Here is a 25,418-nt window from a genome sequence, read left to right as displayed (position 1 = left end):
GCGTGCCGAAAGTTCGTACGAAGGACATAATGGAACAATTTCATCTTGAACTGGTAAGTGGGGAAGAAGGGATTAATCGTCCCATTACAATCAGTGATCTTTCCAGGCCAGGTATTGAAATGGCTGGTTATTTTACATATTATCCAAAAGAAAGAGTTCAACTTTTAGGGAAAACAGAGCTTTCTTTTTTTGAACAGCTCCCAGAACGCGAACGAAAGCAGAGAATGATGTCTCTTTGTACAGATATTACCCCTGCCATTATTTTGTCACGAGATCGTGATGTCCCGAAGGAATTAATCGAAGCATCAAATGAAAATGGCGTGCCTGTTTTACGATCTAGCCTAAAAACGACAAGACTTTCGAGTCGATTGACCAACTTTTTAGAAAGTAAGCTTGCACCAACGACTGCCATTCATGGGGTGCTCGTAGATGTATATGGTGTAGGTGTATTATTAATTGGGAAAAGCGGAGTAGGGAAAAGTGAAACAGCATTAGAATTAGTGAAGAGGGGACATCGGCTGGTTGCAGACGATTGCGTGGAAATCCGTCAAGAGGATCAGGATACGTTAGTCGGGAGCGCACCTGAGCTGATTGAACATCTTTTAGAAATCCGCGGGTTAGGCATTATTAATGTGATGACCTTATTTGGAGCAGGCGCTGTCAGAAGCTATAAGAGAATTACGATTGTAATGAACCTTGAGCTTTGGGAACAAGGCAAACAGTATGATCGTTTAGGACTTGAAGAAGAGAAAATGCGCATCATCGATACAGATGTGCCGAAGCTGACGATCCCTGTGCGGCCAGGACGAAACTTAGCGGTCATCATTGAGGTGGCTGCGATGAACTTCAGGCTGAAACGTATGGGACATAATGCAGCAGAACAATTTACAAGTAAACTTGCTGATGTCATTGAAGACAATGGCCAGGATGAATAGGAGTTGACTATATGAACGAAGCAATTCAGCCAATTGATCCGATTGCTTTTCACCTCGGACCTATTTCGGTTCATTGGTATGGTGTGATTATTGGGGTCGGGGCCTTGCTTGGACTTTGGCTCGCCTTGAGAGAATGTGAAAAAAGAGGAATCAATAAAGATCTGTTTATTGACTTAATCTTATTTGCCATTCCAATAGCGATTATTTGTGCCCGAATTTATTATGTATCCTTCGAATGGGATTACTATCAGCAGCACCCAAACGAAATCATTAAGATTTGGAATGGTGGAATTGCGATTCACGGCGGGCTGATCGGTGCCGTGCTGACAGCCATCATTTTTACAAAAGTGAGAAAGGTATCCTTTTGGAAAATAGCTGACGTCGCAGCACCTAGTATTTTACTAGGGCAGGCAATTGGACGCTGGGGGAACTTTATTAACCAAGAAGCACACGGTGAGGCGGTTTCAAGAACCTTTTTAGAAAATTTGCATCTGCCTGAGTTTATCATTAATCAAATGTATATTGATGGTACCTATTATCACCCGACGTTCTTATACGAATCATTATGGAATCTTGTTGGTGTTGTCATCTTGATTTTATTACGCAGAACTTCGCTGCGCAGAGGCGAAATCTTCTTGTCTTATTTAATTTGGTATTCAATCGGCCGTTTCTTCATTGAAGGGATGAGAACAGACAGCTTAATGCTGACAGAGCATCTTCGAATCGCACAGATGATTTCGATTGCGATATTCGCAGTGGCTGTTCTACTGATTTTCTTTAGAAGAATGAAAGGATACGCATCGATTCCGTATAAAGAGAACAACTCATCGAATTAAGCAGGGGGGATCAGAAGAAGATGGGAGAGACATGGAAAAACGGCTTGAAAGCAGGGCTGTCGACAACTTGGACACTTGGTAAAGTCATCTTTCCAGTGACCATTCTCGTCAGTATCTTGCAGCATACGCCTGTCATGGATTGGATCATCCGATTCATTCAGCCATTTATGGGACTGTTTGGTCTTTCGGGGGAAGCGGCTATTCCGCTTGTATTAGGAAATATGCTGAATTTGTATGCGGGGATTGCTGCCATTTTGACATTAGAGCTTCCTGTGAAGGAAGTGTTTATTTTGGCAGTGATGCTGTCCTTTTGCCATAACTTGATCATCGAATCAACAGTGGCAGCAAAGGTTGGACTGAGAGTATCTGTGATTTTGCTGGTCAGAATCAGTCTTGCTGTTATTTCTGCTATTGTCATTCATCTCGTTTGGCAGGGAGGCGAGGAGCCGGCGCAATATGGACTTTTGAGTGCAGCTCAGGCGGCTGATGTGCCTTCCAGCTGGTACATGATCGTCCTTCTTGCTTTACAAAAAGCAGTACTCGGTGTGCTGCAGCTTGCCTGTATCGTTATCCCGCTCATGATCATCATTCAATTCATGAGAGATTTAGGGTGGCTCCATACACTGTCTAAGTGGCTGTCACCTTTTACTAGAATGCTTGGAATGAAAGAAAATACGTCTATGACGATGGTGGCTGGATTAACGATTGGTCTCGCTTATGGAGCCGGTGTGATGATGAAGGCAGTGGAAGAGGACGGTGTGAGTAAAAAGGACTTAACCCTTGCTTTTATTTTCCTTGTTGCCTGCCATGCGGTGGTCGAAGATACGCTGGTTTTTATTCCACTTGGTATTCCGGTATGGCCGCTTCTTGTGATCCGCCTGATTTCTGCAATTTTATTGACAGCTGCCATTAGCTATATTTGGCGGAAGCGGGAACATGCAGCTGTTAGAAAGGAAGCCATATGAACGAATCAACGATCAACACAGTGCTATTTGATTTAGATGGCACATTAATCAATACAAATGAATTAATTATTGCTTCATTTCAGCATACGCTGGACCATTATTATCCTGGTCAGTACAGCCGTGAGGATATTCTTCATTTCATTGGTCCGTCCTTGTTTGATACATTTTCTGCGATGGACCCTGATTTGACAGATGACATGATTCAGATGTACCGCACGTTTAATCATAAGCAGCATGATCTGCTTGTGACTGAATATGAGACCGTTATCGACACATTGAAAGTCCTGCAGGATCGAGGATTTAAGCTCGGTATTGTCACAACGAAGATACGGGATACGGTTTTAATGGGATTGAAGCTGACCGGTTTAGAGCCGTTCTTTGAGGTCATTGTGACGCTCGATGATGTCCAAAATGAGAAGCCGCATCCGGAGCCTGTTCAGCTGGCATTATCAAAGCTCGGCAGTGATCCGCATGAAGCGGTGATGGTCGGTGATAATTATCACGACATTTTGTCTGGTCAAGCGGCAGGGACAAAGACGGCAGGTGTTGCTTGGTCGATTAAGGGAGAAGAGGCCCTTTTAAAGCATCGCCCTGATTTCATGCTGAAGAAAATGAGTGATCTCCTGGCGATTGTTGGAGCTGATTAAGTTGAGAAAAACAGATCGTTATCCTGTAAAAGGGGTCAATTCGCTGCGGCAAGTCTATCGGACAGTTCCCTTTTTCAAAGTGGTGAAAAATTTCATTTTTATTCAAATGGCAAGGTACACGCCTTTTATGGGAATGAAAAATTGGATTTACCGAACCTTTCTTCGTATGAAGGTCGGCGAGGATACGGCGTTCGCCTTAATGGTGATGGTTGATCTGATGTTTCCTGAGAAAATCACTGTCGGTCGAAATAGTGTGATCGGCTATAACACAACCATCTTGTCCCATGAGTATTTGATTAAAGAGTACCGACTTGGGGAAGTCTATATTGGTGATGAAGTCTTAATTGGAGCTAATTCAACTATTTTACCTGGTGTGACCATTGGGGATGGAGCGATCGTATCGGCTGGTACACTTGTTCATAAGGATGTCCCAGCAGGCTCATTTGTTGGAGGTAATCCAATGCGCATGATTTATACGAAAGAAGAAATGGAAGCACGTCAATCTACGTCTGCTGAGTAGCTCGGCAGACTTTTTTGTTGACAATGTGACATGGTGTAACTATAATGATTACAACAGAGGTGAGAAAACATGAAAATCAGCAGCAGATTTACTGTCGCTGTCCATATTCTGGCCTTGCTATCACTTGAAAAAGGATCATTACAGACATCGGAGGATATCGCGGGAAGTGTGAATACAAACCCAGTGGTCATCCGCCGCATTATGAGTAAATTAAAAAAAGCAGGTCTAATCTCAACGAGTCTTGGCAAAGGTGGTTCTCAGCTGAACCGCAGTGAAGACGACATCACACTGCTCGATGTGTATAAAGCGGTTGAAGTCGTGGATGAGGGAGAATTGTTTCAAATTCATGAAAGCCCAAATCCTGACTGTCCGATCGGTGCAAATATTCAAGCGGTGCTTGAATTAATTTTATGCCGCGCTCAAAGTGCGATGGAGCAAGTGCTTGCTGAGATCAAATTAAGTGAACTAACGCATGTGCTAATCAAAAAAATTGGATGATCAATTCAATTTTTTTTACCTCTGTTGTAACCGTATTAGTTACACCTTTCTTTATCAACATAAAATCATATTGCAGGAGGAGTTAACATGAAAATTGGAATTATTGGCGCAACAGGTAAAGCAGGACAAGAAATTGTGAAAGAGGCTCGATCAAGAGGACATGAAGTAACGGCAATCGTCCGTGATGCACAAAAGGTGACAGATTCATCTCTATCTGTTCTTGAGAAGGATGTGTTTCACTTGCAAGCAGAAGACATCAAAGGCTTTGATGTGATTGTAAATGCATTTGGCGCACCTGCTGGAAAAGAGCATCTTCACGTAGAAGCTGGGAAAAAGCTGATCGATATTTTAAAAGAGGCACCTGAGACTCGTTTGATCGTTGTGGGCGGAGCAGGAAGTCTATTTGTAGATGAGGCGAAAACAACAAGACTAGTGGACACACCAGAGTTTCCTAAAGAATATGCTGCTACGGCTTCACAGCAAGGAGAAAACCTAAAAGATCTTCAACAGACAGAGGGATTAAAATGGACCTTCCTCAGCCCAGCTGCATTCTTTAATCCAGCTGGCAAACGTACAGGTTCTTACGTGAAAGGGAAAGACCATCTGATTGTCAATTCTAAAGGTGACAGCTATGTGAGCTATGCTGACTACGCCATTGCACTTGTTGATGAAGTGGAGCAGGCAGCCCATGTTGGAGAACGTTTTACCGTCGTATCTGAAGCAGAATAAGCAGTTTCATGGCCGCCTAAAAATGATAAATAGGGAGTCTAACGTATGAATGAGCAAGAATTGTCTTTCATCTATGTATGGGATGCGTATTGTGGCTGGTGTTATGGATTTTCAAACAGTATCCGCACTTTGCATGAAAATCATCCGGAGATATCATTAACACTTGTGTCGGGTGGTTTATTTGTAGGAGAAAGAAGTCTTCCAATAAAGGATTATCCACACATTCCAGAAGCAAATCAGCGTAATAGTCAGCTGACTGGGGTCGAGTTTGGTGAACGTTATCAGAAGCTGTTAGCAAACGGAATGTTTCTTTTAGACTCTGAGGCTGCGGCCATTGGTTTTTCTGCATTAAGATCCATCGCACCTGAGCGCGCATTGTACTTGGCTTCATCGATGCAAAAGGCTTTTTATCAAGACGGAAAAAGCCTGAGTGATGAAGAAACGTATCGGGAGATCGCTTTGGCACATCATCTTGATCCTGACGCAGTCATAGAACGCATGAAAACAAAAGAAGCGATGAATGATGCGTATGCCGACTTTGCCAAGGTTCATCAACTTCATGTGAACGGCTATCCTACACTTTTATTAAAAAGAGGGGATGAATCCTTCAGCCTGGGCGGAGGTGCGATGACAGCTGAAAAGCTTGAAGACCGTCTGAAGGAATTACTAGGAAAATGAAGCAATAAAAACAACCTCTACGTGAATAGAGGTTGTTTTTTTACGCTTTAATGATAATCGCTTGACTGCCCATCTGTTCCCAAGAATCTTCAAATTGATCACGGTCGACTTTTTGATTCTTTTCTCCATAGGGGTTATTCAAGTAGACATGCTCCTTGTCATAGCCTGTGATGACCACGCTATGCATATTAAAGCTTACATCGATTTTGCCATTTGGTGTATTCCATGTTTCGATGTTATCTGTTTTGTCAAAGGTGGATGTCGTAATCACCCAGACAGGATAGCCTTTTTCAAGGGATTGATAGATGGCCTTTTTAACAGGCTTTCCGGTTAAGTCGACTACTTGATCGCCCGCGTATTTTTTCGCAAGCTGATAAATCGGTTCGTGGTAAACCCCAAGACCCGGTCCATTCTCCATATCGCCTACAAACCCGTCATGAGGGTCTCCTTTTAAGCCATTTTCATAATTGAGCGGAACGCGTTTGATTTCATTTGCCAATGTGTTTTTCGTTACTTGCTCATAGCCGCTGTAATGAAGCAGCATCGCTAAGCTCGTGACTTCGCATCCGTTATAAAGCCTTGGCGCATCCATTTGATTGTAGAGAATGACGTCCATGGCTTTTTTGCTTCCTTTTAATGAATGATGTGTGGTTTCTGTTTTTTTCGTTGAACGAGTTTCTTCAGCCGCAAGTGCGGTATCGTTTTCTTTTGCTGCTTTTTGCGGCGAAGCTGTTTTCTTGACTTGATCGATTTGTGAAACGTATATAAAGCCGAAATAAACAAGACATGCGCACAACAAAGTTAAGATGAATGTCTGGATGAACTTCACTGTTAATCTCCTGTGTTATTCAATATTTTTAAGTATTATAGCATGTTCCTTCATCGAACATACAGAAAAGGCACAGGTGTCACTTGAATGTAATAATTCCAGAATATGTTGATGAAAATAGGTAGAAATAAAAATGATTGATTTAATCACTTTATTTTGTTAGCATATTATCATATTAGCGAACTAAAGGATTCGGAATTTTTTGTTCTAATGTGTTGGAGGTGCGGAAGAAACATGTTTATGTTTGAGAAACCATATGGTATGCGGGATTCATTACCTGGATTGTATGAGACGAAAAAAAAAGTGAGGCATTCCTTAACAGAGGTCATGACTGGTTGGGGTTTCCGTTTGATGGAGACACCAACGCTTGAATTTTACGATACAGTCGGTGTTCAATCGGCGATTACTGATACACAGCTTTTTAAGCTTCTTGATCAAAACGGGCAAACTCTAGTGCTGAGACCTGATATGACAGGTCCGATTGCAAGAGTGGCGGCTTCCAAGCTTCATGAACAGGCGTATCCGCTTCGTGTTGGGTATGCAGCCAATGTGTTCCGTGCCCAGGAAAGAGAAGGTGGAAGGCCGTCAGAGTTTGAGCAGGTCGGAATTGAATTGATTGGTGATGGCTCGATTAGCGCAGATGCTGAAGTCATCGCGCTTGCCGTATTTGCATTAAAAAATGCCGGGCTAAGGTCCTTCAAAATCGCGATCGGGCATGTCGCTTTAGCAGAGACGTTATTTGTCGATGTACTCGGAAATACAGAGCGTGCAAACGTCCTTCGCCGCTTCTTATATGAAAAGAATTATGTGGGATACCGTCAGCATGTGAAACAATTACCGCTTTCCTCCATCGATAAAACGAGGCTGTTACAGCTTTTAGAGTTAAGAGGCGGCCAAGAGGTTATAGAGCGGGCAGAGGAAATCGTCGTTTCACAAGAAGGAAAAGAGGTGCTCGCACAGTTAAAGTCGCTTTGGGAGACACTTGAAGATTACGGTTGTACAGAATATATCCGTTTAGATTTAAGCATGGTGAGTCATATGAGCTATTATACGGGTATTTTGTTTGAAGTATTTGCAGATCATGTTGGGTCGGTCATCGGAAGCGGCGGGAGATATGATCAATTGCTTGCTCACTTTGATGCACCTGCACCAGCTACAGGGTTCGGACTTCGACTAGACCGTCTTCTTGAAGCGCTCGATGCAAAAGAAATCATTGAGCCGCAGGAGGCTGTGATTTTTAGTAAAGAACAAAGACTGGAAGCCTTTGCTTTTGCAGAAAAGGAGCGGTCAAAAGGGAAAAAGATCGTCCTGCAAGACTTAGCGGGGATTGAAAATATTGACGCGATGACCAAGGCATTTCAACAGGTGACTTATTTTATCGGCGCTAGAAAGGAAGAGCGGAATGGGTAAAGTGTTGACGATGGCGATGCCAAAGGGCCGGATATTTGAAGAAGCAGCAGGGCTGTTAAGACAGGCGGGGTACCAGCTGCCAGAGGAATTCGAGGATTCAAGAAAATTAATCATTGATGTACCAGAAGAAAACCTCCGCTTTATTTTAGCCAAGCCAATGGATGTGACCACCTACGTAGAGCACGGCGTGGCGGATGTTGGCATTGCAGGGAAGGACGTCATGCTCGAAGAAGCTCGTGATGTGTACGAAGTGCTCGATTTAAACATCAGTAAATGTCATTTAGCTGTTGCTGGCTTGCCAGGAGCGAGCTGGGGTGGTGTCGCACCGCGTGTGGCAACAAAGTACCCCAATGTCGCATCATCCTATTTTAGAGAGCAAGGGGAGCAGGTGGAGATCATTAAGCTGAATGGTTCCATAGAATTAGCACCGCTTATTGGGCTTGCCGATCGCATTGTAGACATTGTCTCTACAGGTCAAACATTAAAAGAAAATGGACTTGTGGAAACGGAGCATATTTGTGATATCACGTCACGCTTTATTGTTAATCCTGTGAGCTATAGGATGAAGGATACGGTGATCGATGAAATGGCGCAGCGTCTTGCAAAAATCATTGGAGAAGGGGAGGAATCATCATGAACATCACCTATCTACAAGAAGGTGAGACAGATACTCTCTCACTCAAACGGTCCTTAGATACAGGAACAGAGGAGCAGCGTCAGGCTATTCAGCGCATTATACAAGAAGTAAGAACAAATGGTGATGATGCTGTACGGTCTTTTACAAAGCAATTTGACGGGGTGTTGATTGAAGATTCACTTGTCACAGAGGATGAAATGGCAAAAGCCTGCGACCGCTTGGACAAAGAGATGGTTCAAATTATTCAAACGGCTATCAAGCATATTCGCACATACCACGAGCGCCAGCTGACGTCCTCTTGGTTTTATCACCAAAAGGACGGCTCAATGCTTGGACAAAAGGTAACACCGCTTGATGCAGTAGGTGTGTATGTCCCCGGTGGAACAGCTGCCTATCCATCATCTGTATTAATGAATGTGATCCCTGCGCTAGTCGCTGGCGTTGAACGAATTGTACTTGTGACACCCCCTGGGAAAGATGGCCGTCTCTCTGACGCAGTCTTGGCAGCGGCGAAGGAGCTTGGTATTTCAGAAATGTATAAAATGGGCGGAGCACAGGCGGTTGCTGCACTTGCCTATGGGACGGAAAGCATCAAGCCTGTTGATAAAATCACAGGTCCAGGCAACATTTATGTCGCGCTGGCAAAGCGGGAAGTATTTGGTCAGGTAGATATTGATATGATTGCAGGTCCAAGTGAAATTGCAGTTCTAGCAGACGAAACAGCAGTCGCGCATGAGGTAGCGGCGGATTTACTTTCACAGGCAGAGCATGATGCGCTGGCATCTAGTATTTTGGTAACACCGTCTAAGACACTTGCTGAAAGTGTGCAGGCTGAAGTTCGAAAGCAGCTGGATACTTTGCCGAGAAAATCAATCGCAGCACAATCTATACAAGATCATGGCCGTATTTACGTGACAGAATCAATCGATCGTGCAGTAGACGTCATCAATCAATTAGCACCAGAGCACTTAGAGGTGCTGACAGCATACCCAGAATCACTTCTTGGTCAAATCAAGCATGCTGGCGCAATTTTCTTGGGACGCTATAGTCCAGAGCCGGTGGGCGATTATTTTGCAGGGCCGAATCACGTGCTGCCAACAAACGGAACAGCTCGATTCTCCAGCCCGCTTGGTGTGACTGATTTTCAAAAGAAAACGAGCATTATTTCATATAGTCAAGAAGCCTTTGAAACACACCGGGAAAGCATTGCGGCATTTGCCAGATTAGAAGGGCTTGAAGCACATGCAAGGTCAATTGAAGCGAGAAAGCGGGAGGAATCGTAATGAGACAGGCGGAAACAGCGAGAAAAACAAATGAAACGAACATTTCATTAGCGCTAGAAATTGATGGAGAAGGAAAAGCGGATATTCAAACAGATGTCCCTTTCATGACGCACATGCTTGATTTATTTACGAAGCATGGACACTTTAATTTGACCGTCGATGCGAAAGGAGATACGGATGTTGATGATCACCACACAACAGAAGATATCGGCATTGTACTTGGGCAAATGTTTAAGGAAGCGTTAGGCGATAAAAAAGGGATTAAGCGGTATGGTTCCAGCTTTGTTCCGATGGATGAAACACTTGCCCAGGTCGTGGTCGATTTAAGCAACCGTCCTCATTTGGAAATGAGAGCGGCTTTTCCAAGTCAAAAGGTTGGTACCTTTGATACAGAGCTAGTACATGAGTTTCTGTGGAAATTTGCACTTGAAGCCCGGATCAACCTTCATGTCATTGTTCACTACGGAACCAATACACACCATATGATTGAAGCCATTTTTAAAGCGATGGCACGTGCCTTAGATGAAGCAACAACCATTGATCCACGTGTGAAAGGAATTCCTTCAACAAAGGGGATGCTCTAATGATCGGAGTCATTGATTACGGAATGGGAAATTTGTTCAGCGTATCAAAAGCACTGGAACGAGCAGGTGCCCGCTATATCGTCTCCTCTGATGTGGAGGAGCTGAAAAAAGCAGATGCTTATATTTTGCCCGGGGTCGGTTCGTTTCGTGATGCAATGCAGCTGTTAAAACAGACAGGACTTGAGGCGTTTATTCACCAAGTTGTGCAGGAAGGAAAGCTGTTATTCGGCATTTGCCTTGGCATGCAGCTGTTATTTGAAGAAAGTGAAGAGGCAGGCCGCACAAAAGGATTGGGGCTGTTAAAAGGGCGTGTTGTTCTTTTAAAGGATCGTGATCAGGACGGGCAAAGGCTGAAGGTACCTCATATGGGCTGGAATGAGCTCACATTTCATCAGCCCTCCCCATTATTTGACGGTGTACCAGAAGGATTTGCGTACTTTGTTCACTCGTATTATGTGAGCGATATGAATCCACATGAGCAATTAGCAAGCGCGGACTATGGTGTTCAAGTACCAGCTGTTGTTGGCAAGGGGAATGTGCTTGGAGCACAGTTTCACCCTGAAAAAAGCAGTACAACGGGAATGGCGCTGCTCAAACAATTTATTCAATTAGCAAACGAACAGAGGGTGAGCAAATGAGTGAGTTTACATTATATCCGGCGATTGATATGAGAAATGGCAAATGTGTACGTCTTGTGCAAGGAGATTATGATCAAGAAACCATTTATGGAGATTCACCGCTCGACATGGCTGCGCAATTTGCGAAGGATGGAGCAGCATGGATTCATCTTGTGGATTTAGATGGTGCAAAAGCAGGGAAACGTGTCAATCATGAGCATGTGCTGGCGATTGCTTCTTCCTTAGATGTGAAGGTACAAATCGGCGGTGGTATTCGGACGGAAGAAGACGTTGCCTTTTATTTAAAGAGCGGCGTAGATAGAGTGATTCTCGGCAGCTCAGCTGTTTCGAACCCAGCCTTTGTGAAAAAAATGCTGGCGCAATATGGAGAGAAAATCGCAATTGGGATTGATGCGCGAAATGGCTTTGTATCGACTGAAGGATGGCTTGAAACATCTAAAGTAAAGGCAGAGGAACTCGGCAAGGAATTGGCAAAGGAAGGCGCTGAGGTCTTTATTTTCACCGATATTCAAATGGATGGCATGCTGTCTGGTCCCAATGTAGAAAGCACGGTTCGCTTAGCGAAAGCAACCGGCAAACAAGTGATTGCTTCAGGTGGTGTCAGCGCAGTAGCTGATCTTCAAAAGCTGTCAGCGCAAAAACAGTCTGGTGTGTCTGGTGCGATCGTTGGAAAGGCACTTTACACAAAGCAGTTTACTTTAGCAGAAGCATTTGAAGGGCTTGACCGCATATGATGACAAAACGAATTATCCCATGTCTTGATGTGAAGGAAGGGCGTGTTGTCAAAGGGGTGCAATTCCTTGGCTTAAAAGATGCTGGTGATCCGGTTGAATTGGCGCAGATCTATGATGAGGAAGGGGCGGATGAACTCGTCTTTCTTGATATTTCTGCTTCTCATGAAGGCCGGAAAACGATGGTGGATGTGGTCAAACAAGTCGCGTCTACGCTTGCGATACCATTTACGGTGGGAGGCGGGGTTAACCACCTTGATGACATGAAGCGTATATTAAGAGCGGGTGCAGACAAAGTATCTGTTAACACAGCAGCTGTGTTAAGACCGGAACTGATTTCAGAAGGTGCTGACTTTTTTGGCTCACAGTGTATCGTTGTCGCAATTGATGCAAAATACGATGAAGAGAAAAAAGCATACATGGTCTATACACACGGAGGACGCCGTCAAACTGATTTAGAGGTCAGCGACTGGGCGAAGGAAGCTGTGCAAAGAGGGGCAGGAGAGATTTTGCTGACAAGTATGGATGCTGATGGTGAAAAGACAGGCTTTGATCATCGATTGACAAAGCTTGTATCAGAGGCGGTCAATGTGCCAGTGATCGCTTCTGGCGGCGCTGGCAATGCTCAGCATATGCTCGAGGCCTTTACAAAAGGAGAAGCTGATGCAGCATTAGCAGCCTCCATTTTCCATTATAAAGAAACCTCCATTCATGAGGTGAAGACATATTTGAGAGAACACGGGGTGAAGGTCAGATGAAACAGGCAAATGAATTAACCTTTAATGAAGCAGGCCTGATTCCTGCGATTGTACAGGATGCTCAAAGTAAGGAAGTATTGACGCTTGCATATATGAATCAAGAATCCTATGAAAAAACGCTGGAGACAGGTGAAACATGGTTTTATAGCCGGTCGAGAAACGAGCTTTGGCATAAAGGCGCCACCTCTGGACATACCCAGCAAGTGATTTCTATTCGATATGACTGTGACAAGGACGCTCTGCTTGTCCTTGTCGCGCCAAGCGGCCCAGCCTGCCATACTGGCAGCTATAGCTGTTTTTCGGAAGAAGGCGTAAAACGCCTGAGCGAAGAGCAGGAACGTTTTGCGATATTAAATGAACTTGAACAGGTCATTGCAAAGCGTCAGGCGGAAATGCCAGAAGGGGCTTATACAACCTATCTATTTGAAAAAGGGGTCGATAAAATCCTGAAAAAGGTAGGGGAAGAGGCGTCCGAGGTGATCATTGCAGCGAAAAATCGGGATCAAGAAGAATTGAAATGGGAAACTGCTGACCTTCTCTATCATCTTCTTGTATTATTACGTGAACAGCAATTGCCGCTTGATGATGTATTAAAGGTATTAAAAAAACGTCATCAAGGTGAATGAAAAGCCGGGGGATATCCCAGGCTTTTTATTTTTAAATGAAAAACAAATCCTTCCTTTCCTTTTGTTCTATGTGACGACTGGTGAAGTATGTTATACTACACACGGTACACTGTTCGAAATGGAGGGTATCGGTGAGTAAATACACTTCTCAAAATAATCACACACAAGTCGTCCAGCTATTTCAAGATGGGCATTACTTTTTTCATAAAGGTCTTAAAGCATATAGAGAAAGAAATCTGTCTAGGGCAAGTAAGCTGATACAGCGGGCCATTGTACTTGAGCCTGAAAATGTAGAAATGCTGTCACAGCTTGCCATTATTTATACTGAAATGGGTCATTACCAGCAATCAAACGAACTGCTTGATTTTATTCTTGAACACATCGATGAAAACATGTCTGAGTGCCACTATTTTAAAGCCAATAATTATGCGAATCTCGGACTGTTTCAAGAGGCATATAAATCAGCTACTGCTTATGCCGCGCTGGAAGAGAACGGGGAATTTGCGGATGAAAATGACGACCTTCTTGACCTGCTCGATATGAGCGACGAAGAGGACGAAGATTTTCCTTATGATCAGGATGACCTGATTGTGAAGCAGGATCAAGCAAACCATTTGCTAGAAAGCGGCAGACTCGATGAAGCCATTGAGATGCTGGAACAGATGATTGTTGAGTATCCAGAATTTTGGTCGGCGTATAATAATCTCGCTTTGGCCTATTTTTATTCTGACCGAATCCATCAGGCGAAAGAAATGTTGAACCGGGTCCTTCATGAAAATCCCGGTAATCTGCATGCCCTTTGCAATCAGCTAGTCTTCTACCATTATGAAAAAGAAGAAGAAAAGGTCAACGTGTTAGCAAAGCAATTAACGCACGTGTATCCAATACTAAGTGAACAGCGTTATAAGCTTGGTGCAACATTTGCCCTTGTGGGAGAATTTGAATGGGCCTTTAAATGGCTTTATTCTTTATACAAAACAGGTTTTCAAGGAGATAGTACATTTTTATACTGGCTTGCAAGCGCAGCCTATCATACAGGCCACAAGACGCTCGCCCAAACGGTTTGGGATAAGATGGTCGAAGAAGATATCGATGCAGATGAAATCAAGCCGTGGCAGGATAAACCTGAGGTGACTGAGCCAATGGTCTCGATTGAGGAACGGCTGACTGCGTACTATGTCAGTAAACAAAAAGGGGAACGTGACGTTCTGCAGTCTGTCCTTGATGCACGCGCAGCGAAAACGGCCTTTGAACAGCAATTCATAGAACTGCTTTTATATGAAGATGAAATGAAAGAAAAGTCTTTTTCAGAAGATGCAGTTTTTGCAAAACAGGCGGCATCCAGTCTGGAGGAAGCGGTTCAGCCTGACAGCCATATGCCTTATTTTTGGTTATTCCATATTATTCAGCAGGCACGTGCTTCTGGTATTGATAAGAAAAATGCACCTGCCTGGGCAGCAGCATCTTATTATCTATGGATGAATGAACAAGAAGCAGCTGTCAGCAAAAAAGATGTTGCGTCCGCGTTTCAGATCAGTGTTCAAACACTGTCTAAATACGAACGAGAGATCTGTACGTTAATCGATTAAATAGGTAAATAGATTCAGAACATCCCAGCATGGCCGAAAAGGTCATGCTTTTTTCTTGGATAAAAAGGTGGGATTTGCAAGGAATTGGCGAAGTATGACAATCACGACATGTTTTTGAAACATAAATGTAATAAAAATATTAGCTCATTTTGTCGATGTCTCATGTATAATGAAACTCGTGGATTAAAACAAAGATAGATATTTAAATATTTTACTATACATAATGAAACAGCTAGTGATAGAAACAATCTGGTCAACATCTGACTGAACAATCAGGAAAAAAGACATAGAGAGCACAGATTGATCGCAGAGAATTTGCTGCTTTCTAATGTCGCTTGGGAAATTGTCAAAGGAGGAACTATTCGTGAAAAAGTTTATTACTTTTGGTTTAGCTTCGGTGATCGGAGCGAGCGGTTTATTTATTCCATTTACGCATGAAGCAAACGCACAGAACTTTGAACAAAAGAAACAAGAACTAGACAGCAAGCAATCTGAGGTAAACAAGAACCTTCAAAAGAAAAAAGAAGAGCTTTCAAAGCTTGAAGCAAAACAAGAGGCACTTGCACAAAAGCTTAAAGATATTGATGAGAAAGCTTTAAAAACAAGTGATCAAATCGAAGAAAAACAAAAAGAAAATGAAAAAACAAAAAAAGAAATCAAAGCACTGAAAAAAGAAATTGCTGATACAGAAAAACGTATTGAAGAAAGAAACGAGTTCTTGAAAAAGCGTGTACGTGCCCTTCAAGAGAGCGGCGGTTCTACGAAATACATAGATGTATTACTAGGAGCAAAAAGCTTTAGCGATTTCATCAGCCGTGCAGGTGCAGTATCTACACTGATCAACGCAGACAGTGAAATCATTAAAGAGCAGGAAAAAGACAAAGCAGAACTTCAAAAGTCTGAAAACGAATTAAACACAAAGCTTGAAAATGTGCAAAACACACTTGCAAAGCTTGAAACGCTTCAATCAGACTTGAATAAACAGCTTGATGAAAAAGACAAGCTATTCAAGCAAGTGAAAAAGCAAAAAGGAAGTGCTTTTTCTGAAATCAGCGAGTTAAACAGTGAGGCTAACAGCATTGCATCTGAAAAAGACGCAACAATCGCTGCACAAAAACAAGCTGAAAAAGAAGCAAGGGAAGCAGCTCAAAAAGCAAAAGAAGAAAAAGCGCAAAGACAACAGCAGCAGCGTCAAGCTAGTGTCCAAGCGGAAGACAACAGCTCAAATAACGATAGCAGCCCGTCTTCAAGTAACAGTGGATCATCTTCTAATGACAACAATAACAGCAACAGCAGTGCACCAAGCAAGAAGCCATCTTCTGGCGGTGGATCACCTGTCAGCAGTAACGTAGGCGGAATTGAAGGTGCGATCAGCACAGGTTCTACGATTGTTGGACAATCTCCATATAAATGGGGCGGCGGCAGATCACAAGCCGATATTGACGCACGTCGTTTTGACTGTTCTTCATTCGTTCGCTGGGCATTTGCATCAGCAGGCATCAACCTTGGACCAGTTGGCGGTACAACAACAGATACGCTTGTAGGTAAAGGAAGAGCTGTAAGTGCATCTGACATGAAACGCGGAGACCTTGTGTTCTTTGATACGTATAAAGTAAATGGACACGTTGGTATTTACTTAGGAAACGGTTCCTTCTTGAACGATAACAGCTCTCGCGGTGTTTCAGTTGACTCAATGAACAACGTATACTGGAAAAAAGCTTTCAATGGCGTTGTAAGAAGAGTCGTTGAATAAATCATTACTTTGTATATAACCGTAAACAGGCTTCCTTAAACAGCAGTTTAAGGAAGCTTTTTCTTTTTTTGAAGATATGAGCAAATGATTCGCTTATTCCCCGCAGATTTAATAGGATATGGGTAAGGAATAAAAGCTAAGAGTGGAAATGATGCTCTCTGTCATGAATGGAAGCATCACCCAAGGGCATTCTAATAAGAAATGCGAGCAGCAATTGAAGAGGGAGTGACAGTTGTGTCAGAAGAAAAAATCTACGATACGATCATCATTGGAGCGGGTCCTGCCGGAATGACAGCCGCTGTTTATACATCACGGGGAAATCTTTCAACATTAATGATTGAAAGAGGAATTCCAGGCGGACAAATGGCGAATACGGAAGATGTCGAGAACTATCCTGGCTTTGAAAGTATTTTAGGGCCGGAACTTTCAAATAAAATGTTTGAGCATGCGAAGAAATTCGGTGCAGAGTATGCATATGGCGATATTAAAGAAATCGTGAACGGTGAAGAATATAAAATCGTCAAAGCCGGCTCAAAAGAATACAAAGGACGCTCTGTCATTATCGCGGCAGGGGCTGAATACAAAAAAATCGGTGCACCAGGTGAAAAAGAACTTGGCGGCCGCGGCGTATCATATTGTGCAGTATGTGACGGGGCTTTCTTTAAAAACAAAGAGCTTGTCGTCATCGGCGGCGGTGATTCTGCGGTAGAAGAGGGTGTGTATCTCACACGCTTCGCTTCTAAAGTAACGATTATCCATAGACGCGATAAACTTCGTGCACAAAGCATTTTACAAGCACGCGCCTTTGATAATGAAAAAATTGACTTCAAGTGGAACAAAACCGTTAAACAGATCAATGAAGAAAACGGGAAAGTCGGCAGTGTGACATTGGTTGATACGGTGACTGGTGAAGAAGAAGTCTTTAAAACAGACGGCGCCTTTATCTATATCGGCATGCTGCCACTGTCTAAACCATTTGAAAATCTCGGCATTACAAATAAAGAAGGCTACATCGAGACAAACGAAAGAATGGAAACAAGAGTGGAAGGTATTTTCGCCGCTGGTGACATTCGAGAAAAAACACTTCGTCAAATTGTGACAGCAACAGGTGACGGAAGTATTGCAGCACAAAGCGCACAGCATTATGTAGAAGAGCTTGCTGAGAAACTCAAAGCAACGAAATAAAAGGCTGTCGTAAATCCTTAATATAGCGTCATGGGCTTTTAACTGGAATGTAACACGGGTGAAATAATTTTCCGTTATGATAAAGCTAGTAATTGACCCCCTTTTATAAGGAATACATGTTTGGCACGGATGTGAATCCGTGTCCTTTTTTTTGCCTAAAATCAGAAATTCACGAGATGTTCACAAATGACGCATGGAGAACCGTTAGATGCTGTAAAATAAAGAGTAGAGAAATGGCCCATTACACGATTCAAACGAAAACCGGTCTGTTTTCGGGGAACAACGGGCATGTTCATTGTGGGAGTCAGGTTGAACCTGTATAATAAGTTAAAGACATAAAAGAGTAGGTGACAGCTGATGCAACGAGTAACCAATTGTGTGCTGCATCACGAAGATCAAGTTCTCTTGCTGCAAAAGCCAAGACGGGGCTGGTGGGTAGCGCCGGGCGGCAAGATGGAAAGCGGAGAATCGGTCAAGGATTCAGTCGTTCGAGAATATAGAGAAGAAACAGGTATTTATATTTTAAATCCGCAGCTAAAAGGTGTTTTTACCTTTATCATAAAAGAAGGCGATCAAATCGTTCAAGAGTGGATGATGTTCACCTTTATGGCAGATTCATTTACCGGAAAAAACGTAACAGAGTCAGAGGAAGGCATTTTAAAGTGGCATGACGTAAAGGATGTGCCTCATTTGCCGATGGCCCCAGGAGATTCCCATATTCTTGATTTCATGCTTAAAGGAAAAGGACTTCTGCACGGCACTTTTACGTATACACCCGATTTTGAGCTGATTGCTTATCGGTTAGATCCTCAGGGAGAATAATACATGAACCGTTTTCATAAAGAAGGAGAGGAAGCAGGCATGAATACACACAAACAAGAAGATATTCAGCTTGTGATTATTACAGGAATGTCAGGTGCGGGGAAAACCGTCGCCATTCAAAGCTTTGAAGATTTAGGCTACTTTTGTGTTGATAACCTGCCGCCATCACTTTTACCGAAGTTCTTAGAGCTCATGAAGGAATCGAATTCCAAGATGAGCAAGGTCGCTCTTGTGATGGATTTACGCGGACGCGAATTTTTTGACAGCTTAATTGCCGCGTTAGATGAAATGAGTGATCTTGACTGGATCACGCCAAGGATTCTATTTTTAGATGCAAATGATAAGGTTCTTGTCTCAAGATACAAAGAAACGAGACGTTCGCATCCCCTTGCGACAACAGGTTTGCCGCTTGAAGGAATTGCAATGGAGCGCGAGCTGTTAGAGGAGTTAAAAGGCCGGTCTCAAATGATTTTTGATACATCGGATTTAAAACCAAAACAGCTGCGAGAAAAAATTGTCACGCACTTTGCCACGAATCAGGGGCAGGTGTTTACAGTAAACGTGATGTCCTTTGGCTTTAAATACGGTCTGCCGATTGATGCTGATCTTGTCTTTGACGTGAGATTCCTGCCGAATCCTTACTATATTGAGAGCATGCGTCCACAGACTGGAAACGATGAAGAAGTGCGCTCCTATGTGATGAAATGGACTGAAACACAAAAATTCACAGAGAAATTAATTGATCTCCTCAGCTTTATGCTTCCGTCCTATAAACGAGAAGGAAAAAGCCAGCTTGTGATTGCCATCGGCTGTACAGGCGGACAGCATCGATCTGTGACACTGGCCAACTATTTATCGGAGTATTTTAAAAACGATTACTATACACATGTCACTCACCGGGACATTGAAAAGAGAAGCAGAAAATAGATGACGACACTACCAAAGGTGGTCATTCTTGGCGGCGGCACTGGCTTATCTGTTTTGCTCAGAGGGCTTAAAACGAAGCCGGTGGACATTACCGCTATAGTAACGGTTGCTGACGACGGAGGCAGCTCAGGCAGACTGCGGCATGATTTGAATATTCCCCCTCCAGGTGATATTCGAAATGTCCTTGCGGCTCTCTCTGATGTTGAACCGCTTGTAGAAGATTTATTTCAGCACCGTTTTAACAAAGGGAATGACTTAACAGGCCACTCACTTGGCAACCTCATTCTTGCGGCCATGACAAATATAACCGGTGATTTTTTTCATGCCGTCACTGAAATGAGCAAGGTTTTAAATGTGAGAGGAAAAGTATTGCCAGCAGCGAACTCAAGTGTTGTTCTTCATGCGGAATTAGAAAATGGGCAAATGGTGACAGGAGAATCGAAAATTCCTACCTATGGTGAGCGAATTAAACGAGTGTTCCTCACACCCGATACGATTGAACCGCTGCCAGAATCCATTCAAGTCATTCGTGAGGCGGATTTAATCGTCATTGGGCCTGGCAGCCTGTATACGAGTATTTTGCCAAACTTGCTTGTCCCGCATATTGGAGAAGAAGTGATTCGCTCTAAGGCGAAAAAAGTGTATATATGCAATGTCATGACGCAGCCGGGGGAAACGCTTTCCTACAGTGCAGCTGATCATGTTCAGGCATTAAATGATCATATGGATCGTCCATTTATCGATACGATTTTTGTGAACAATAAAGAAATTCCAGAAGAAATCAAAGCAAAATATGCAGAAGAACAGGCACAGCCTGTCCAATTCGACACAGATGCACTGAAAGCAATGGGACTAGAAGTGATTCCAGGAGAAATCATTACATATGACCAGCATGTCATTCGTCATGACACGCTGAAAGTAGCCTCGCTGCTTGTCGATCTGCTGCAACAGAAAAAATAGGAATGGGGGTGGCAAGGATGTCATTTGCATCCGAAACAAAAAAAGAGCTGACTAATCTGGACGTGAAGGACTGCTGCACAAAAGCAGAGCTTTCTGCCCTCATCCGTATGAACGGTTCATTATCTTTCTCTAATCGAAAATTGATTTTAGATATACAGACAGAGAACGCAGCCATTGCAAGACGGATTTATACGCTGCTCAAAAAGAAATACGATGTGACAGTCGAACTGCTCGTCCGTAAAAAAATGAGATTGAAAAAGAATAACGTGTATATTGTCAGACTGGTAGAACGAGCGAAAACCATTTTAGAGGATTTGAAAATATTAGGTGAGCAATTTGTATTTGAGCGCAATATTTCAGAAGAACTTGTGAAGAAAAGATGCTGCAAGCGCTCCTATATGAGAGGTGCTTTTTTAGCAGGCGGTTCTGTGAATAACCCAGAAACGTCCTCCTATCACCTTGAGATTTTTTCACTATATAAAGAACATAATGATGCCCTTTGTGAGCTGATGAATCAATTTCATCTCAATAGTAAAACACTTGAGCGCAAAAAAGGGTACATTACGTACATGAAGGAAGCAGAAAAAATCACGGAATTCTTAAGCGTTGTGGGTGCTCATAACTCACTGCTCCGCTTTGAAGATGTGCGGATCGTCCGAGATATGAGGAACTCCGTCAACCGGCTCGTCAATTGTGAAACAGCAAACTTGAATAAAACGATTGGTGCATCACTGCGTCAGGTCGAGAACATTCAATTCATTGATGAAAAAATTGGGCTTGATGCCCTGCCGGAAAAGCTTCGTGAAATTGCCAAACTGCGAGTCGACTATCAAGAGGTCACGCTGAAGGAACTTGGAGAAATGGTGGAAAGCGGCAAGATCAGCAAGTCAGGGATTAACCACCGTTTAAGAAAGCTAGATCAAATCGCAGAACAATTACGAAACGGACAAGCTGTTACACTCAAATAGGAGAATGAAAAAGGGAGGCAGATCATATGGTGGAAAAAACGGTCACCATCCAGCTGAAAACAGGCTTGCAGGCACGTCCAGCTGCTTTGTTCGTACAAGAAGCCAATCGCTTTGGTGCTGATATTTTTCTAGAGAAAGATGGGAAAAAAGTCAATGCGAAAAGCATTATGGGTCTCATGAGTCTTGCGATCAGCTCTGGGGTTACTGTCACACTGATTGCAGATGGTGCAGATGAACAAGAAGCCATTGAGGCGTTAACAGATTTTATCAATCAAGAAAACTGAGTCTCTTCAAAGGCTCAGTTTTTTTAGGAGGGAATGTCATGATTCAATCAGCCTTTTTACAGAAGGTCGGATATGAAGGCCGGTCCATCAACTTTAAAGACTTGTCTGTATTATTAAAAAAAATGGCCTATACCTTTCCATTCGAAAATAGATCTGTTTTGAACAAACAATCCTACGCTTTGAATCAAGAAGGATTGAAGCAGCATCTTCTTGAAGAAAACAGAGGAGGTCTTTGTTACGATCTCAATCCTCTCTTATACTATGTGTTAAAAGAGGCAGGGCTCTCTGTACAGCTTCTTCAAGGCACAGTGTATAACAAAGAAGCGGATACGTGGGCAATTGATGGCACGCACGTAGCCATCATGTTGAAGCATCACAACGAACGCTTCCTCATTGATGCGGGATTTGGTGTGAATTTACCTCTTCAGCCTGTGCCTTTTACAGGAGATTGGGTGAAAGGAGCGTCAATGCGGTTTCGCGTCAAAGCTGAGGAAACCGAAAAAGGGACACATCTGCTCCAATTAGATAAGGGAGATGGCGCTGAAACAGGCTATGCTTTCACATTGAACGAGGTGGACGAGTCTGTATTAGCCCAAATGAGACACGAGATTTATGAAAATGAATCCTCTCCATTTAACAAAAGACCGCTTGCGTCAAAGCTCACGCCAACAGGACGTGTGATCGTTACTGAGGATCATGTCACCACACATGAACACGAAGAAGTGTCGAAAAAGCCGCTGCCGATTCCTTTTGAGGATTACGTAAAAAAGCTTATACCGTAAACCACCATACGAAAAGACAGCCCCAAATCAAATAGGGCTGTCTTTTTTATTGATTATCGAATACGTGTGAAAGTCGCATAATGGTCTGTTGTTTTGTAAATGAGCCAGTCGCTTGAATACACAAGACGGTCTGCATTGCGGAAGCCTGAAACGTAGTTGATGTCTGCCTCACGCCATGTTCGGCCGCTTGCTGAAGGAAGACGTCCCTCCCGGTTTGAGAAAATATCTCCACCAATGCTTTTACCTGGCGCCACCTCGGCTAGATTTCCCTTAGATGCCACCCATCCAAGAGCACTTGCTTGTGATTTCGTAATGTAGTTATCAGGCAGTCGTTTGTAGCGAATTAAATAATCTGCTACACCATCAAACGTATTAATGACGGCAAGGGTACGCACATCTGGCGTGAGCTGAGTAGAAGCAGTTTCAGTTGTGGCTGTTGGTATAAGAGGTGTTTCTGCATGAGCTTGCTGCGGGACAAATCCAGAAAACAGAATAGCAGCGATCAGAGCGAACATAGTAAAAACAGAACTCAATCTTTTCATCTTCATCCTCCTATTAAGGAAATCGGATGCCGTCCTCTTGATGCTTGTCTAGCTCATATTATAGCACCCGAACATGAAGGAAATGTAAAGAATCAGGATCTTTGCTAAAATGAGTCTTTTCTCCTGATGTCTACTGAAGAAATAAATAAAAAGACGCAGTTTCTGCGTCTTTTCAGTTCAAGATGAAGCAAGCTCCTTCACAACATCAACAGGCGCCTTCCCATCTATTCCATGAATCACATTATGAATGGCTCGTTTCAGCATGAGATCCCTTGTTGTTTCAGTAGCGGAACCGATGTGAGGAGCTAGGGTGACATTGTTCATCTCTTTGAAAGGATGATCCTCTTGAAGCGGTTCCTGCTCATACACATCAAGACCAGCACCTTTGATCCATCCCTCCTGAAGTGCTTGAATGAGGCTTTTTTCATCCACTGTTTTCCCGCGGGAAATGTTTACAAATAAAGCCGTTTGCTTCATTAACTTCAATTCTCGTTCCCCAATCATATGATATGTTTCCTCGGTCAGCGGTGTAATCAACACGATGATATCAGCTTGTTTTAAAAGATCATCAAGTGCACAATAGACAGCGCCATACGCCGATTCAGCCTTTTCATTCCGGCTTCGGTTATGATAAAGAACGTTCATATCAAAACCATGTGCTGCCCGTTTGGCCACTTGTTCTCCGATACGTCCCATGCCAATAATACCGAGCGTTTGGTGATGGACGTCGATGCCAAAGATCTCTTCTTCCTGTACGAATTTCGTCCATTTTCCTTCACGGATAAAACGGTCAAGCTCGGCGATTCTTCGTGCAGAGGAGAGAATGAGCGAAAAGGCAAGGTCAGCCACGGTATGATCGAGCGTATAAGGAGTATGCGTACCAATCACGCCTCTTTGCCTCATCGCTTCTATATCAAAATTGTCATAGCCGACAGAGTTATTGCTCACCACCTTGAGTTTTGGTGCGTGATCTAACAGCTCTTGATCGATTTTTGTTCCAGACGTTAAAAGACCATCAGCGTGCTGCAGCTTCTCAAACAACATGTCTCTTGGAATAGGGTCTTTGGATTGCCAAACCTCGTATGTACAATGTTCCTTTAGCATTTCCTCAAAAGAGGCAGGCAAGGGTTTGGCGACAAAAATGTGTGGTGTCACAGTCAATTCGCTCCTTTCACTTGGTCATCTTACTCCTTTTATTATAAAGCAACGATTTCGGCAGAACACGTTTGAATGTTAGCAGCTCAATATTTAATATACTGAAATAACGGTAAAGAAAGACATTTTCTTAGTGAAAAAGTAGATTCTTATGCCATCTGATGCATTTTTTATCTATATAAAAATAAGCTGATAGTAGATGAGACATGTGAAATTGCAAAAATTTACGAGAGATTATCTGACAAACTGGAAAATAGATCGAGACTTTTTGATAGAAAATTTATTATATTTGAAATGTATTAAACGGGATGATCATTTTCTACTAAACCATTTTATTGTCTTTTGGTGTGATGAGAACAATAGATTGAAAACAAACCCGCGAAGCCGTTGGGATGCAGCGTAAAATAGAGAAAATGATGATATTTCTTCTCATCGTTTTCTCATTTTTTTCTTTTTTTTCTATCATTTTTCTTCTCTATTCTTGAGAACACAAGAAAGAAAAGGAGGACAGGCACGAGCTTACGTTACTTAAAAAAAGATGGGAGATGGCAAAATGGAGTCAAAATTAGAACAGATTCTTCAGCACAATTCAGAGTTTGTGAATGAGAGACATTATGAGGCTTACAAAGCGGGAAAATTTCCTGAGAAAAAACTGGTTATTTTAACGTGCATGGATACCCGTCTTTTGGAATTATTGCCGCAATCTATGGGTCTGCACAATGGGGATGCAAAAATCATTAAGAATGCAGGCGCCATCGTGACACATCCGTTCGGCAGTGTGATGCGGAGTATACTGCTAGCTATCTATGAACTAAAGGCAGAGGAAGTATGCATTGTAGGGCATCATGAATGCGGAATGGCAGGTCTTGCGGCGGACCCTTTACTTGAAAAGGCGAAAGCACGCGGAATCGAAGAGAAATGCTTAAGCATTGTGAAAAACTCAGGAGTTGATTTAAAGGGCTGGCTGACGGGCTTTGATTCAGTTGAAGAAAGCGTGGCCCAAAGTGTGAAATTAGTGAAAGAGCATCCACTGATGCCAAGTGATGTGGCAGTTCATGGACTGGTGATTCACCCAGCGACAGGAAAGCTGGATGTCGTAGTGAAAGACAAACAAATTGACCCACAGTATACCTAAATCATCTACACA

Annotated in this window: 29 protein-coding genes; 26 read left to right on the top strand and 3 right to left on the bottom strand. The window is 43.1% G+C overall.

The features are described 5' to 3' along the window. Positions 1-2 precede the first annotated feature (2 nt). The 8 genes from hprK (at position 3) to MHB67_RS15945 (ending at position 5,808) form a co-directional block, all read left to right on the top strand. A complete protein-coding gene (gene hprK / locus MHB67_RS15980; protein ID WP_024423572.1) occupies positions 3-935 on the top strand; it encodes an HPr(Ser) kinase/phosphatase in 933 nt (310 codons plus the stop codon). 11 nt (positions 936-946) lie between these two features. Next, complete coding sequence (gene lgt, locus MHB67_RS15975; RefSeq protein WP_103131662.1) at positions 947-1,771, top strand: prolipoprotein diacylglyceryl transferase; 825 nt, start codon at positions 947-949, stop codon at positions 1,769-1,771. A 20-nt stretch (positions 1,772-1,791) separates the two neighbouring features. Next, positions 1,792-2,736, top strand: coding sequence for a nucleoside recognition domain-containing protein (locus MHB67_RS15970; protein WP_024423570.1), 945 nt, complete (start codon positions 1,792-1,794; stop codon positions 2,734-2,736). Continuing rightward, entirely contained in the window at positions 2,733-3,383 is a 651-nt protein-coding gene (gene ppaX / locus MHB67_RS15965; RefSeq protein WP_024423569.1) for a pyrophosphatase PpaX, read from the top strand. Before MHB67_RS15970 ends, ppaX begins: the two co-directional genes overlap by 4 nt. A 1-nt stretch (position 3,384) precedes the next feature. Beyond that, positions 3,385-3,903 carry an acyltransferase gene (locus tag MHB67_RS15960; RefSeq protein ID WP_024423568.1) on the top strand — a complete coding sequence of 173 codons (519 nt, stop codon included), beginning with the start codon at positions 3,385-3,387 and terminating at the stop codon, positions 3,901-3,903. Positions 3,904-3,972: 69 nt separating this feature from the next. Next, positions 3,973-4,401 (top strand): Rrf2 family transcriptional regulator, encoded by a 429-nt coding sequence (locus tag MHB67_RS15955; RefSeq protein ID WP_024423567.1) that lies wholly within the window; start codon positions 3,973-3,975, stop codon positions 4,399-4,401. 87 nt (positions 4,402-4,488) lie between these two features. After that, complete coding sequence (locus MHB67_RS15950) at positions 4,489-5,130, top strand: NAD(P)-dependent oxidoreductase (protein WP_206534292.1); 642 nt, start codon at positions 4,489-4,491, stop codon at positions 5,128-5,130. A 45-nt stretch (positions 5,131-5,175) separates the two neighbouring features. Then, positions 5,176-5,808, top strand: a complete 633-nt coding sequence (locus tag MHB67_RS15945) for a DsbA family protein (RefSeq protein WP_206534293.1) — start codon at positions 5,176-5,178, stop codon at positions 5,806-5,808. Between the two features lie 40 nt (positions 5,809-5,848). On the opposite strand, the gene MHB67_RS15940 is transcribed toward MHB67_RS15945, so the two are convergent. Next, positions 5,849-6,637, bottom strand: coding sequence for a C39 family peptidase (locus MHB67_RS15940; RefSeq protein WP_254965397.1), 789 nt, complete (start codon positions 6,635-6,637; stop codon positions 5,849-5,851). 234 nt (positions 6,638-6,871) lie between these two features. Here MHB67_RS15940 and MHB67_RS15935 point away from each other — a divergent pair, with 234 nt between their 5' ends. The 17 genes from MHB67_RS15935 (at position 6,872) to MHB67_RS15855 (ending at position 22,574) form a co-directional block, all read left to right on the top strand. Continuing rightward, complete coding sequence (locus tag MHB67_RS15935) at positions 6,872-8,047, top strand: ATP phosphoribosyltransferase regulatory subunit (RefSeq protein ID WP_268415729.1); 1,176 nt, start codon at positions 6,872-6,874, stop codon at positions 8,045-8,047. After that, positions 8,040-8,684 (top strand): ATP phosphoribosyltransferase, encoded by a 645-nt coding sequence (gene hisG / locus MHB67_RS15930; protein ID WP_095409635.1) that lies wholly within the window; start codon positions 8,040-8,042, stop codon positions 8,682-8,684. The genes MHB67_RS15935 and hisG overlap by 8 nt, the downstream gene beginning before the upstream one ends. Beyond that, a complete protein-coding gene (hisD, locus tag MHB67_RS15925) occupies positions 8,681-9,967 on the top strand; it encodes a histidinol dehydrogenase (RefSeq protein WP_198456579.1) in 1,287 nt (428 codons plus the stop codon). Before hisG ends, hisD begins: the two co-directional genes overlap by 4 nt. Next, entirely contained in the window at positions 9,967-10,551 is a 585-nt protein-coding gene (gene hisB, locus MHB67_RS15920) for an imidazoleglycerol-phosphate dehydratase HisB (RefSeq protein WP_088001131.1), read from the top strand. The genes hisD and hisB overlap by 1 nt, the downstream gene beginning before the upstream one ends. Further along, positions 10,551-11,189 (top strand): imidazole glycerol phosphate synthase subunit HisH, encoded by a 639-nt coding sequence (hisH, locus tag MHB67_RS15915; RefSeq protein WP_122631965.1) that lies wholly within the window; start codon positions 10,551-10,553, stop codon positions 11,187-11,189. Before hisB ends, hisH begins: the two co-directional genes overlap by 1 nt. Further along, the gene (hisA, locus tag MHB67_RS15910) at positions 11,186-11,923 is read left to right on the top strand and encodes a 1-(5-phosphoribosyl)-5-[(5-phosphoribosylamino)methylideneamino]imidazole-4-carboxamide isomerase (RefSeq protein ID WP_172880213.1); all 738 of its coding nucleotides are present in this window, start codon (positions 11,186-11,188) and stop codon (positions 11,921-11,923) included. Before hisH ends, hisA begins: the two co-directional genes overlap by 4 nt. Continuing rightward, entirely contained in the window at positions 11,920-12,678 is a 759-nt protein-coding gene (gene hisF, locus MHB67_RS15905) for an imidazole glycerol phosphate synthase subunit HisF (protein ID WP_122631963.1), read from the top strand. The genes hisA and hisF overlap by 4 nt, the downstream gene beginning before the upstream one ends. Continuing rightward, complete coding sequence (gene hisIE / locus MHB67_RS15900) at positions 12,675-13,304, top strand: bifunctional phosphoribosyl-AMP cyclohydrolase/phosphoribosyl-ATP diphosphatase HisIE (RefSeq protein ID WP_024423556.1); 630 nt, start codon at positions 12,675-12,677, stop codon at positions 13,302-13,304. Before hisF ends, hisIE begins: the two co-directional genes overlap by 4 nt. Positions 13,305-13,435: 131 nt before the next feature. Further along, complete coding sequence (locus tag MHB67_RS15895; protein ID WP_342492635.1) at positions 13,436-14,893, top strand: tetratricopeptide repeat protein; 1,458 nt, start codon at positions 13,436-13,438, stop codon at positions 14,891-14,893. Positions 14,894-15,257: 364 nt separating this feature from the next. Continuing rightward, entirely contained in the window at positions 15,258-16,646 is a 1,389-nt protein-coding gene (locus tag MHB67_RS15890) for a C40 family peptidase (RefSeq protein WP_024423554.1), read from the top strand. Positions 16,647-16,880: 234 nt separating this feature from the next. After that, entirely contained in the window at positions 16,881-17,831 is a 951-nt protein-coding gene (gene trxB, locus MHB67_RS15885) for a thioredoxin-disulfide reductase (protein WP_145925736.1), read from the top strand. A gap of 357 nt (positions 17,832-18,188) precedes the next feature. Next, positions 18,189-18,653: an 8-oxo-dGTP diphosphatase gene (locus tag MHB67_RS15880; protein ID WP_024423553.1), complete on the top strand. Its 465-nt coding sequence runs from the start codon at positions 18,189-18,191 to the stop codon at positions 18,651-18,653. Positions 18,654-18,692: 39 nt separating this feature from the next. Further along, positions 18,693-19,580, top strand: a complete 888-nt coding sequence (gene rapZ, locus MHB67_RS15875) for an RNase adapter RapZ (protein ID WP_024423552.1) — start codon at positions 18,693-18,695, stop codon at positions 19,578-19,580. After that, positions 19,581-20,540: a YvcK family protein gene (locus MHB67_RS15870; protein WP_024423551.1), complete on the top strand. Its 960-nt coding sequence runs from the start codon at positions 19,581-19,583 to the stop codon at positions 20,538-20,540. A gap of 17 nt (positions 20,541-20,557) precedes the next feature. After that, positions 20,558-21,508, top strand: coding sequence for a DNA-binding protein WhiA (gene whiA / locus MHB67_RS15865; RefSeq protein WP_024423550.1), 951 nt, complete (start codon positions 20,558-20,560; stop codon positions 21,506-21,508). A gap of 26 nt (positions 21,509-21,534) precedes the next feature. Further along, entirely contained in the window at positions 21,535-21,792 is a 258-nt protein-coding gene (locus tag MHB67_RS15860) for an HPr family phosphocarrier protein (RefSeq protein WP_024423549.1), read from the top strand. Positions 21,793-21,830: 38 nt separating this feature from the next. Continuing rightward, entirely contained in the window at positions 21,831-22,574 is a 744-nt protein-coding gene (locus MHB67_RS15855) for an arylamine N-acetyltransferase (protein ID WP_281237555.1), read from the top strand. Between the two features lie 53 nt (positions 22,575-22,627). Here MHB67_RS15855 and MHB67_RS15850 read toward each other — a convergent pair whose 3' ends face one another. Then, a complete protein-coding gene (locus tag MHB67_RS15850; RefSeq protein WP_281237556.1) occupies positions 22,628-23,116 on the bottom strand; it encodes a ribonuclease in 489 nt (162 codons plus the stop codon). 177 nt (positions 23,117-23,293) lie between these two features. Further along, positions 23,294-24,271: a D-glycerate dehydrogenase gene (locus MHB67_RS15845; protein ID WP_151862869.1), complete on the bottom strand. Its 978-nt coding sequence runs from the start codon at positions 24,269-24,271 to the stop codon at positions 23,294-23,296. 553 nt (positions 24,272-24,824) lie between these two features. Between MHB67_RS15845 and MHB67_RS15840 the strand changes: the two genes are divergently transcribed. Continuing rightward, positions 24,825-25,406, top strand: coding sequence for a carbonic anhydrase (locus MHB67_RS15840; protein ID WP_342492634.1), 582 nt, complete (start codon positions 24,825-24,827; stop codon positions 25,404-25,406). The last annotated feature ends 12 nt before the right edge of the window (positions 25,407-25,418 follow it).

This window comes from Bacillus sp. FSL H8-0516 (genome assembly GCF_038635285.1).
Classification (GTDB): domain Bacteria; phylum Bacillota; class Bacilli; order Bacillales; family Bacillaceae; genus Bacillus; species Bacillus safensis.
The sequence above is the reverse complement of the archived record's forward strand: the minus strand, read 5'-3'. Positions and strand labels throughout refer to the sequence as shown.

What these genes read in the sequence shown, in the direction of transcription:
- hisD (WP_198456579.1), top strand. Translation starts at nt 8,681, where the DNA reads ATGAACATCACCTATCTACAAGAAGGTGAGACAGATACTCTCTCACTC.
- lgt (WP_103131662.1), top strand. Translation starts at nt 947, where the DNA reads ATGAACGAAGCAATTCAGCCAATTGATCCGATTGCTTTTCACCTCGGA.
- hisIE (WP_024423556.1), top strand. Translation starts at nt 12,675, where the DNA reads ATGAAACAGGCAAATGAATTAACCTTTAATGAAGCAGGCCTGATTCCT.
- MHB67_RS15850 (WP_281237556.1), bottom strand. Translation starts at nt 23,116, where the DNA reads ATGAAAAGATTGAGTTCTGTTTTTACTATGTTCGCTCTGATCGCTGCT.
- rapZ (WP_024423552.1), top strand. Translation starts at nt 18,693, where the DNA reads ATGAATACACACAAACAAGAAGATATTCAGCTTGTGATTATTACAGGA.
- MHB67_RS15855 (WP_281237555.1), top strand. Translation starts at nt 21,831, where the DNA reads ATGATTCAATCAGCCTTTTTACAGAAGGTCGGATATGAAGGCCGGTCC.
- hisA (WP_172880213.1), top strand. Translation starts at nt 11,186, where the DNA reads ATGAGTGAGTTTACATTATATCCGGCGATTGATATGAGAAATGGCAAA.
- MHB67_RS15870 (WP_024423551.1), top strand. Translation starts at nt 19,581, where the DNA reads ATGACGACACTACCAAAGGTGGTCATTCTTGGCGGCGGCACTGGCTTA.
- ppaX (WP_024423569.1), top strand. Translation starts at nt 2,733, where the DNA reads ATGAACGAATCAACGATCAACACAGTGCTATTTGATTTAGATGGCACA.
- hisG (WP_095409635.1), top strand. Translation starts at nt 8,040, where the DNA reads ATGGGTAAAGTGTTGACGATGGCGATGCCAAAGGGCCGGATATTTGAA.
- MHB67_RS15955 (WP_024423567.1), top strand. Translation starts at nt 3,973, where the DNA reads ATGAAAATCAGCAGCAGATTTACTGTCGCTGTCCATATTCTGGCCTTG.
- hisB (WP_088001131.1), top strand. Translation starts at nt 9,967, where the DNA reads ATGAGACAGGCGGAAACAGCGAGAAAAACAAATGAAACGAACATTTCA.
- MHB67_RS15880 (WP_024423553.1), top strand. Translation starts at nt 18,189, where the DNA reads ATGCAACGAGTAACCAATTGTGTGCTGCATCACGAAGATCAAGTTCTC.
- MHB67_RS15945 (WP_206534293.1), top strand. Translation starts at nt 5,176, where the DNA reads ATGAATGAGCAAGAATTGTCTTTCATCTATGTATGGGATGCGTATTGT.
- whiA (WP_024423550.1), top strand. Translation starts at nt 20,558, where the DNA reads ATGTCATTTGCATCCGAAACAAAAAAAGAGCTGACTAATCTGGACGTG.
- MHB67_RS15970 (WP_024423570.1), top strand. Translation starts at nt 1,792, where the DNA reads ATGGGAGAGACATGGAAAAACGGCTTGAAAGCAGGGCTGTCGACAACT.
- MHB67_RS15950 (WP_206534292.1), top strand. Translation starts at nt 4,489, where the DNA reads ATGAAAATTGGAATTATTGGCGCAACAGGTAAAGCAGGACAAGAAATT.
- hisH (WP_122631965.1), top strand. Translation starts at nt 10,551, where the DNA reads ATGATCGGAGTCATTGATTACGGAATGGGAAATTTGTTCAGCGTATCA.
- hisF (WP_122631963.1), top strand. Translation starts at nt 11,920, where the DNA reads ATGATGACAAAACGAATTATCCCATGTCTTGATGTGAAGGAAGGGCGT.
- MHB67_RS15860 (WP_024423549.1), top strand. Translation starts at nt 21,535, where the DNA reads ATGGTGGAAAAAACGGTCACCATCCAGCTGAAAACAGGCTTGCAGGCA.
- MHB67_RS15935 (WP_268415729.1), top strand. Translation starts at nt 6,872, where the DNA reads ATGTTTATGTTTGAGAAACCATATGGTATGCGGGATTCATTACCTGGA.
- MHB67_RS15840 (WP_342492634.1), top strand. Translation starts at nt 24,825, where the DNA reads ATGGAGTCAAAATTAGAACAGATTCTTCAGCACAATTCAGAGTTTGTG.